Below are 9,125 nucleotides of genomic sequence, written 5' to 3'. Positions count from 1 at the left end.
GCGCGCCACCCAGTTCATCCGCACCGACATGTCGGTCGAGATCCTCAAGGCCGAACGGGTCGAGGACATCCTGCCCCGGCTGCGCGCCGCCGCAGCGCGGGTGGCGGACAGCGAAAAGGAAATGGCGCCGGACATCGCGCGGCGGCTGTAATTTCTGCACATCGTGCGCGACGACGGCGTCAATCATTCGGTGTCGTCCCGGCGAACGCCGGGACCCATACCGCGGAAGCTATCAGTGAGGCACGCGGCTAATATCTCGCACGAAACAACGGCCTGTGGTTATGGGTCCCCGCTTTCGCGGGGACGACGGCAGATCAACTATTCGCTCGGAAATGTCACCGCCTCGATCCGGTTACCGTCGGGATCGATGACAAAGGCCGCGTAGTATTTGACGCGATCATGCGGCCGCAGGCCCGGCGCGCCGTCGGATAGGCCGCCTGCCGCGAGCGCAGCGGCATGGAAGGCGTCGACGTCACCGGTCGTCCGCGCGCGCAGGCAGATATGCGTACCGCTTTCATGGGGGACGTTTGTCATACCAACGCGCAGATTGAGCCAGAACTCGGGATAGCTCTTGCCGAAGCCGATCGTCGCCGGCCGGCTCACCAGCCGCGCCAAGCCCAGCGCAGCCAGCACCGGCTCGTAGAAGCGCACCGCGCGATCGAGATCGGCAACGCCGAGCGAAATGTGGTCGATCATGGACCGCTCATCGTAGGGCCGGCTTGGAAGTTCGCGGACGCGTCGCCCGTGCTGGCTCCGGACTCTCGCTTTATGGCACGCTTTGGCCTCAGCCCGAAGCACACTCAAAACGTCTGAACACGAGGCGAGCTATTTTTGCTGCCCTGAAGGCGCGCTGCTGGGACTCGAGCTCGGGCTTGGACTTGGACTTGGAGCGGGGCTTTTTTCCTGCGGGCTGGTTTGTTCGGCCTGCAGCCAGATCGGCATGCGCACGAACGAATTGTCGAGGTGATTGACGAGCCACACACCACCCAGCGCGATGACACCGGCCAGCAGCACATGGGGCAGCGTGCGCACGACCACGCCGAGCAGATGCGCGAACGCGCCAAGAATCTCGGCGCCCGCTTCCAGGAGCTCTCGGCCGGCCTGATAGAGCGCAAAGACCACGGCCACCAGGATCACGACCAGCAGAAGCTCTTTCCAGAGCGGCCATTGCTGCCACGGCTCGGCGGCGAGGCGGGCGATCTGATCGACCGACCAGGTCCAGATCAGCTCGACGAAGCGGAAGATCGCAGCGATGCCCTGGTGCAAGAATCTCAGGAGCTCGTCGAAAACCTGTTTCATGGCCAGACCCTCCGGGATCTAGAGAGAACGCGACACGCGAGCATCGGGTTCCCGATGTCGGGCTAGGCCCAATGATTTGCATCGAGCTTGTGCCCATACGTTAGGCGATCTGCCTAGTTGCACGCGTTGTGCTCTTCACGTGCTGTGGAAAAGTCGAAACGGTCCGCCGTGGTGTGAAACTCCAGCGCGGTTTGCGCGTTGCCGAGCGCGGGAATGGGCGCTGCTTTCACGCTGTTGCAGGCGAACATGCGCGAGCACGCGATGGTTGTTGCCTGACACCGCCAAAGGCGTTTCACAGGGGGTGTAAGCGTGAGCTACCAGGCCGAAATCAGCCGCGCGTCGCCAACAGCGATCCTGATGGTGATGGATCAGTCGACGTCGATGAACCATCGCTTGAACAGCGGACAGAGCAAGGCCGCCTTCCTGGCGGACGTGCTCAACAAGACGCTCTATACCATCATCACCAATTGCTCCAAGGCCGACGGCGTACGCGATTACTTTCATGTCGGCGTGGTTGCCTATGGTGGAGAAAAGGACGCCGGCAACGGTTTTCAAGGCGCGCTGGGCGAGGAGCCGCTGCACGTCATCTCGCGTCTCGCCGAAGCGCCGCTGCGAGTCGAAACGCGCACCAAGAAACTCGCTGGACCCAATGGCGATCTCACCGAGCAGTCGGTGCGATTTCCGATCTGGTTCGAGCCGCGCAGCAAAGGCAAGACATCGATGTGCGCGGGTCTCAATCAGGCGGTCGAGATACTCGATCAATGGTGCGCGGCGCATCCGTCAGCATTTCCGCCGACAGTTTTGCACATCACCGACGGCCATCCATCCGATGGCGATCCCGAGCCGACCGCCGACCGCCTCAAGAGCGTGGCGACCGACGACGGCGGCTGTCTCCTGTTCAACCTGCACGTTGATGCCGGCGAAGGCGAGCCGCTGATTTTCCCGAATGACGAGCGCGCCATCAAGGATCGCTTCGGCAAGATGCTGTTTCGGATGTCGAGCCTGCTGCCGCCGCACGCCGTGGAGGCCGCCGCGCGCAAGGGCTATGACATCCGCCCCGGTGCGCGCGGATTCGTCTTCAATGCAGGTATCGAAGCAATCGCTGATTTTTTCGACATCGGCACGCGGCCGGCCATCGCGGCCGATCGTTGACGATCTTATCGAGGGGAAAAGCAATGGCCTATCAGGCTGAGATCAGCAGAGAGAATCCGACCTGCATCCTGTTCGTTATCGATCAGTCAGGGTCCATGGACGAGATTATGGACTCGGGCCGCTCGAAGGCGGCGTTCGTGGCCGACGTGCTGAACAAGACGCTCTACACGCTGGTTACGAGCTGTTCGAAATCCGACGGCGTGCGCAACTATTTCGACGTCGGCGTGATCTCATATGCGGGATCGCAGGTCGCAAGCGGCTTCGGCGGCGCCCTGTCCTCCGAGATCGTGCATCCGATCCACGCCATCAGCGAAAACACACTGCGGGTCGAGGAGCGCAAGAAGAAGGTGGATGACGGGGCGGGCGGCATCGTCGAACTTAAGACCAAGTTTCCGGTCTGGTTCGACCCGAAGAGCGAAGGCGGCACGCCGATGCGCGCAGCTCTCGGCAAGACCATCGAGACCGTGAGCAACTGGTGCGAACAGCACCCTACCTCCTACCCGCCGACGATCCTGCACGTCACCGACGGCCAATCGACCGACGGGGGACCTGAGGACATGGCTGACGGACTGCGGCGAATTTCGACCAAGGACGGTGAGGCGCTGCTTTTCAACCTGCATCTCAATACCGCGGCCGGACTAGAGATCGTGTTCCCGACCGCCGAAACCGCGCTCCTCGACGACTATTCGCGGGCCCTGTTCCGCATGTCGAGCCCGCTACCCGCGCATCTCGCGAAATTCGCCGGCGACAAAGGCTACACGATCGCCGATGGATCACGCGGCTTCATCTTCAACGGCGATCCGCAATGTGTGGTCGACTTCTTCGAGATCGGCACCCGGCCGAGGCTCGGCGCCGACCGTTGAGGGTCGCGGACGTGCCTTCGAAATCGCGCCTGCCCCTGGCGTTCAGCGTCCCCAAACGCGAGGACCAGCACAACGAGGACAGCTTTCGGCGCTCGTCGAATGGAGTCTACGCGGTGAGCGACGGCGCCTCGGTGTCCTTCGACTCGGCGTCCTGGGCGCGGATCCTGGTGCGCCGCTACACGCGCAATCCGGAGTTCACGCGCGAGTGGCTGTCGGCGGCGATCGCCGAGTTTCGCAAGCTCTATGACCGTGACAGCCTGCCGTGGATGCAGCAGGCCTCGTTCGACCGAGGCAGCTTTGCCTCGCTGCTCGGCGTTCGCATCGCCGACGGCGGCAGGGCGATCCAGGTGCTGTCGATCGGCGACAGCCTGGCGGTGCTGTGCGACGGCGACGCGATCAAAGCGACCTTTCCGCTGACCAGTGCGGCGCAGTTTACCAGATCACCGCAGCTGATCTGCACCAACCCGATACAGAACGCGTTCCTGGAAAAAATGGATTTCGCCTACGATCTTGTCGCCGACTGGAGCTTCCGCGGGCTGGAGCAGCCGGCGCTGCTCTGCATGACCGACGCGCTGGGCCATTGGCTCTTGTCGCAACGCGATCGCGGTTCGTCCCCGATCAGCATTTTGCGCAAGCTGCGAACATCCGGCGGGTTCGCCCGTTTCGTACAGGAGGAGCGCGCGGCGGGGCGCATGAAGCGCGACGACACCACATTGATTGCGTTGTGGTAGGTGGAAAATGTCCTATCCGCAGATCGTCGAATACCACGAGGCGGTGCAACATCCCTCGCAAGCCTTTGTCGACCCGGAATTGAAGCAGGGCGCGGTGGCCGAAAACAATCTTGGCCTGCCGCTGGTAATGTCCGGAGGCTTTGCCCTCACTTACGCCGTCACGACGCCGCGCAGAAAGTGTGCCGTGCGCTGCTTCCACCGGGAAATTCCGGCGATCCAGCAGAAATACGACGCAATCGCCAAGAAGTTGCGCTCGCTCGGCAACGACTGTTTCGTCCATTTCGATTTCCAGCAGTCTGGGATCAATGTCCGCCAGCAGACCTTTCCGATCGTGCGAATGGACTGGGTCGAGGGCGATACGCTGGGCATCTGGCTGGACAAGCATTTTGGCGATACGCCCGCGCTGGAAAAGGCGCGGACCGATTTTGCGGCGATCGCACGTTTCCTCGAGCTCAAGGGCATCGCCCATGGCGACATCCAGAACGGCAACGTGATGGTCGCGGGCGGCGACATCAAGCTGATCGACTATGACGGCATGTTCGTCCCTGGCATGCGCCCGGGCAATGGCAGCGAAGCCGGGCACAAGCATTTCCAGCATCCGGATCGGAAGGTTTCCGATTTCGGGCCCAAGATGGATCGCTTCAGCTTCATTGCGCTCGATCTCAGCCTGAGGGCCGTGGTCGAGGACAAGTCACTGTACCCGAAATTCCGCGAGGGCGGCGAGACGATCGTCTTCAAGGCGAATGATTTCGCCGACCCTGATCACAGCGAGGTGTTCCAGCGGCTGCTGGCGATGCCGAAGCTCAAGGAGCAGACGCGCCGCTTTGCAGCGATCTGCGAAGCGCCGCTGGCGGCCGCTCCGACGCTGGATGAGTTCCTGGCCGGACAAAACATTCCGGCGGCGAAGACACAGATCACGACGCGGCCTTCGCCAACGGCGAGGTCCGCTCCTGCCAGCTACATCTCCGCCTACCCGGTCGTCGATGCGCTGAACTTCTCCGCCGCAATGCAGCGGGTCGGGGACCGGGTCGAGCTGATCGGGCGTATCGTCGAGGTCAAGCCGGGGGCGCGCAAGGCCGGCAAAGGCTCGCCCAAGCGTTACGTCTTCATCAATTTCGGCTCGTCGCGCGGCAATGTCGTAAAAATCTCGATCTGGTCCGAAGGGCTCGCCAAGCTGAAGGAGAAGCCGTCGACGGCCTGGGTCGGGCGCTGGGTGAGCGTTACCGGGCTGATCGATGTGCCTTACGAAAACAAGCGGTCCGGCCACAAGCACCTGAGCATCACGGTGCAGGACGACGGGCAAATTCAACAGCTCAGCGAGACCGAAGCCGGTTTCCGGCTGGCGAGCATGTCGAGCGCACCCCCGCCGCGCAGCCGTAGCGTGGCGCCCGCAGCAGAACCGGCGACCTCACCGGCCAAAGCGCCGGCTGCGGCCCCCCCGAGCAAACCGGCTAGACCGCCGGCCGTGGCAAAAGCGACGAAAGCGAAGCCGAAAACCGTCCTCTCGCGTGGCTCGCGCAAGGCTCGCAGCCCCAAGTCCGCCGGTCAGCCGACCTCCATTCCGCCCAGCCAGCCCGCCCCGCAACCCACCCAGTCGAGAGGACTGCTGGACTGGCTTCGGCGGTGGATGTCTTAACTCCGGAACAATGGTCGCTTGCAGCAGCTCGATGCTGCGCGGGCCTCAGGCCGGCGCGCCCGACTTGACGAGCTTGTAGATCACTGAATCCATCAGCGCCTGGAACGAGGCGTCGATGATGTTGGGCGACACCCCGACGGTGGTCCAGCTCTCGCCTTTCTCGTCCTCGCTCTCGATCAGGACGCGCGTCACTGCGCCGGTGCCGCCATTGAGGATACGCACGCGGTAATCGATCAGCTTCAAACCCTCGATGTACTTCTGATACTTGCCGAGATCCTTGCGCAGCGCGACGTCGAGCGCATTGACCGGACCGTTGCCCTCGGCCGCCGAGATCAGCCGCTCGCCCGCGACATCGACCTTCACAACCGCGAGCGCCACCGTCACCTGCTGGCCGTTGGCGTTGTAGCGCTGCTCGACGTTGACGTCGAACTGCTCGACACGAAAGTAGTCCGGCACCGTGCCGAGGGTGCGGCGCGCCAGCAGCTCGAAGGAGGCATCGGCGGATTCATAGGCAAAGCCCGCGGCCTCGCGCTCCTTCAGCTCCTCGACCAGGCGGGTGAGTTTTGGGTCGTTCCTGTCATAGGTAATGCCGGCCCGGTCGAGTTCTGCGATGACGTTGGAGCGGCCGGCCTGATCGGACACCAGCACCTTGCGATGATTGCCGACGGCTTCGGGCGCCACATGTTCATAGGATTGCGGATCCTTCATCATGGCTGAGGCGTGAATGCCGGCCTTAGTGACGAAGGCGCTCTCGCCGACATAGGGCGCATGGCGGTTCGGCGCACGGTTGAGCATGTCGTCGAGCGTGCGCGACAGCCTCATCAGTGACGCAAGCTTCTCGTCGGACACGCCGATCTCGAACCGTTCCGAAAACTCCGGCTTCAGCTTCAAGGTCGGAATCAGCGAACAGAGATTGGCATTGCCGCAGCGTTCGCCGAGCCCATTCAGCGTGCCCTGGATCTGCCGTGCGCCCGCACGCACCGCAGCGAGCGAATTGGCAACGGCCTGCTCGGTGTCGTTATGGGCGTGGATACCGATATGGCTGCCTGGAATGTGCTTTACCATTTCGGCGACGATGGTCTCGACCTCGTGGGGCATGGTGCCGCCATTGGTATCACACAGCACCACCCAGCGCGCACCGGCCTCATATGCCGCCTTGGCGCAGGCCAGTGCGAAGGCGGGGTCCTCCTTGTAGCCGTCAAAGAAATGCTCGCAGTCGAGCATGACCTCGCGGCCGGCCGCTTTTGCCGCGCTGACGCTGTCGCGAATCGAGGCGAGATTTTCCTCATTCGTGGTCTCCAGCGCGATCCGCACCTGATAGGCGGAGGACTTTGCCACGAAACAGATCGCGTCCGCTTTCGCCTGCAGCAGGCCCGCAAGCCCCGGATCGTTCGCCGCAGAGCGCCCGGCGCGGCGCGTCATGCCAAAGGCCGTGAAACGGGCGTGGTTCAGCTTCGGCTTGTCAGCGAAGAACTCGGTGTCGAGCGGATTGGCGCCGGGATAGCCGCCCTCGACATAGTCGATGCCGAGCTCATCGAGCATATGCGCGATCGCCTGCTTGTCGGCCAGCGTGAAATCCACGCCATTGGTCTGCGCGCCGTCGCGTAGCGTAGTGTCGAACAGATAGAGTCGTTCGCGGCTCATGGCTTGTGTCCGCCGTTCGAGAGCGTCTTCTGCATCGTGGTGTTGGCGAGCCACTCGCCGTTGACGGTCACGCTGTTGCGCTGCTTTGCCACATAGCCACGCCTGGCGAAAAAGGACTGCGCGTTGTCGCTGGCATCGACCGTGATGCTGTTGGCGCCGCGACTGCCGGCAAGCCTTTCCAGCGCGTCGAGCAGCATCGAGGCGACACCCTGCCCGGCCGCGCCCGGATGCACGTAGAGCATGTCGATCTGGTCCTTGCCTTTCAGCGAGGCAAAGCCGACCGGCGCGCTCTGCAAGGTGGCGATCAGCGTCAGCTCGCTCGCCAGTTTCTTGCCAAAAGCATCCTCGTCATCGGCGGTCGCCGCCCAGGCTTCCTGCTGGGTTTCGCTGTAGTCGTCGCCAGTCAGCTCCTCAATCGCGGCGGCGAAGATCGCGGCCAGCACCGGCGTGTCGGCCGGGAGAAACGGACGCAGCGCAGGTGTCGCGGTCCGGTTCATCGCGCGACCTCCCAGGTGGTCATCGGCTTGCCCTCGGCATCCTTGCCATCCTTCAGCACGATGCCCATCGCGGCGAGTTCGTCGCGGATGCGGTCCGACTCTTTGAAATCTTTTCGCGAACGGGCCGCGGTACGGGATACGAGCAGTTCGTCGAGGTGCTTTGGATCTAGCCCTCTCTCTCGCGCAGCAACTTCCTGATAAGTACGCTGAATATCACCTCTTATGTCGTCGCTCCGAATGTGATCAATTGACTTTTCGAAGCCCAATAGCTGCAAAGAGCCGGCCAGCTCATTCGCCGCGTCAACGGGAAGGTCGGACGGCGAAGTGGAACGAGCCGCGTTGGCGAGCCGATGTAGCTCGGCCATGACTTCTGACGTATTCAGGTCGTCGGCTAAAGCCTCGAGCACACCTTCCGATGGCTTGATCCTGAGTCGATTTGCTCCGCTAGCCGCCTGACGCAACTTACCATAGCTTATTTCGGATTCGAGAAGTCCAGCCTCAGTCCAGTCGATGGGCTGGCGATAGTGCGTCCTCAACATGTTGAAGCGCAGAATCTCACCCCATCTGGGGTTGCTCGGCCGTTGGCCGAGCAGTTCGCGGATGGTGATGAAGTTACCGAGCGACTTTGACATCTTCTCGCTCTCGACCTGCAGAAAACCATTGTGCATCCAGACATTGGCCATGCGCGAAGCGTGAAAGGCGCAGCAGGTCTGCGCGAGTTCGTTCTCGTGATGCGGAAATACCAGGTCGATGCCGCCGCCATGGATATCAAATGTTTCGCCCAGATGCTTCCAGGCCATCGCCGAGCACTCGATGTGCCAGCCGGGACGACCCTCCGCTTTGATTCCCGCCGGCGACGACCAGGACGGCTCGCCCGGCTTCGACGGCTTCCACAGCACGAAATCGGCCGGATCGCGCTTATAGGGCGCGACATCGACGCGCGCGCCCGCGATCATCTCGTCCAGCGAACGTTTGGCCAGCGCGCCATAGCGCGGCAGTATGGCATTGGCGGCGTTCATCGCCTGCGGCGAGAACAGCACATGCTCTTCCGCGACATAGGCGAAGCCACCGGCAACCAGCTTTTCGATCAGCGCGCGCATCTCCGCGATATGCTCGGTTGCACGCGGCTCGACGCTCGGGCGTAATGCGCCGAGCGCGTCGACGTCCTCGTGAAATTGCCGGTCGGTGACCTCGGTGACCCGGCGGATCGCCTCGTTCAGGGGCAGGTTCGGGAAGTCGCGCGCGGCGCGCGCGTTGATCTTGTCGTCGACGTCAGTGATGTTGCGGACATAGGTGACATGAT

At 62.8% G+C, this 9,125-nt stretch carries 10 protein-coding genes; 4 read left to right on the top strand and 6 right to left on the bottom strand.

The features are described 5' to 3' along the window. Window positions 1–318: 318 nt before the first annotated feature. The 3 genes from JOZ76_RS05095 to JOZ76_RS05085 form a co-directional block, all read right to left on the bottom strand. The gene (locus JOZ76_RS05095) at window positions 319–696 is read right to left on the bottom strand and encodes a VOC family protein (RefSeq protein ID WP_291697539.1); all 378 of its coding nucleotides are present in this window, start codon (window positions 694–696) and stop codon (window positions 319–321) included. A 129-nt stretch (window positions 697–825) separates the two neighbouring features. After that, the gene (locus tag JOZ76_RS05090) at window positions 826–1,299 is read right to left on the bottom strand and encodes a hypothetical protein (RefSeq protein WP_291697538.1); all 474 of its coding nucleotides are present in this window, start codon (window positions 1,297–1,299) and stop codon (window positions 826–828) included. Window positions 1,300–1,412: 113 nt separating this feature from the next. Further along, entirely contained in the window at window positions 1,413–1,547 is a 135-nt protein-coding gene (locus tag JOZ76_RS05085) for a hypothetical protein (RefSeq protein WP_291697537.1), read from the bottom strand. 61 nt (window positions 1,548–1,608) lie between these two features. Between JOZ76_RS05085 and JOZ76_RS05080 the strand changes: the two genes are divergently transcribed. The 4 genes from JOZ76_RS05080 to JOZ76_RS05065 are packed head-to-tail and all read left to right on the top strand — an operon-like array spanning window position 1,609 to window position 5,681. Then, window positions 1,609–2,451: a vWA domain-containing protein gene (locus tag JOZ76_RS05080; protein WP_291697536.1), complete on the top strand. Its 843-nt coding sequence runs from the start codon at window positions 1,609–1,611 to the stop codon at window positions 2,449–2,451. Between the two features lie 23 nt (window positions 2,452–2,474). After that, window positions 2,475–3,314 (top strand): VWA domain-containing protein, encoded by an 840-nt coding sequence (locus tag JOZ76_RS05075; RefSeq protein WP_291697535.1) that lies wholly within the window; start codon window positions 2,475–2,477, stop codon window positions 3,312–3,314. A gap of 11 nt (window positions 3,315–3,325) precedes the next feature. Then, window positions 3,326–4,045 carry a hypothetical protein gene (locus tag JOZ76_RS05070; RefSeq protein WP_291697534.1) on the top strand — a complete coding sequence of 240 codons (720 nt, stop codon included), beginning with the start codon at window positions 3,326–3,328 and terminating at the stop codon, window positions 4,043–4,045. A 7-nt stretch (window positions 4,046–4,052) separates the two neighbouring features. Next, complete coding sequence (locus tag JOZ76_RS05065; protein WP_291697533.1) at window positions 4,053–5,681, top strand: serine/threonine protein kinase; 1,629 nt, start codon at window positions 4,053–4,055, stop codon at window positions 5,679–5,681. Between the two features lie 45 nt (window positions 5,682–5,726). On the opposite strand, the gene cimA is transcribed toward JOZ76_RS05065, so the two are convergent. The 3 genes from cimA to JOZ76_RS05050 are packed head-to-tail and all read right to left on the bottom strand — an operon-like array spanning window position 5,727 to window position 9,081. Next, window positions 5,727–7,325, bottom strand: coding sequence for a citramalate synthase (cimA, locus tag JOZ76_RS05060; protein WP_291697532.1), 1,599 nt, complete (start codon window positions 7,323–7,325; stop codon window positions 5,727–5,729). Continuing rightward, window positions 7,322–7,822, bottom strand: a complete 501-nt coding sequence (locus JOZ76_RS05055; protein WP_291697531.1) for a GNAT family N-acetyltransferase — start codon at window positions 7,820–7,822, stop codon at window positions 7,322–7,324. Before JOZ76_RS05055 ends, cimA begins: the two co-directional genes overlap by 4 nt. Continuing rightward, on the bottom strand, window positions 7,819–9,081 hold the full coding sequence (locus JOZ76_RS05050; protein WP_441299977.1) for a cysteine--tRNA ligase: 1,263 nt from the start codon (window positions 9,079–9,081) through the stop codon (window positions 7,819–7,821). Before JOZ76_RS05050 ends, JOZ76_RS05055 begins: the two co-directional genes overlap by 4 nt. Window positions 9,082–9,125 lie beyond the last annotated feature (44 nt).

The organism is Bradyrhizobium sp. (assembly GCF_019244115.1).
Lineage (GTDB): Bacteria > Pseudomonadota > Alphaproteobacteria > Rhizobiales > Xanthobacteraceae > Bradyrhizobium.
Note: the sequence above shows the minus strand (reverse complement) of the source record. Positions and strands in the feature narration are given on the sequence as shown.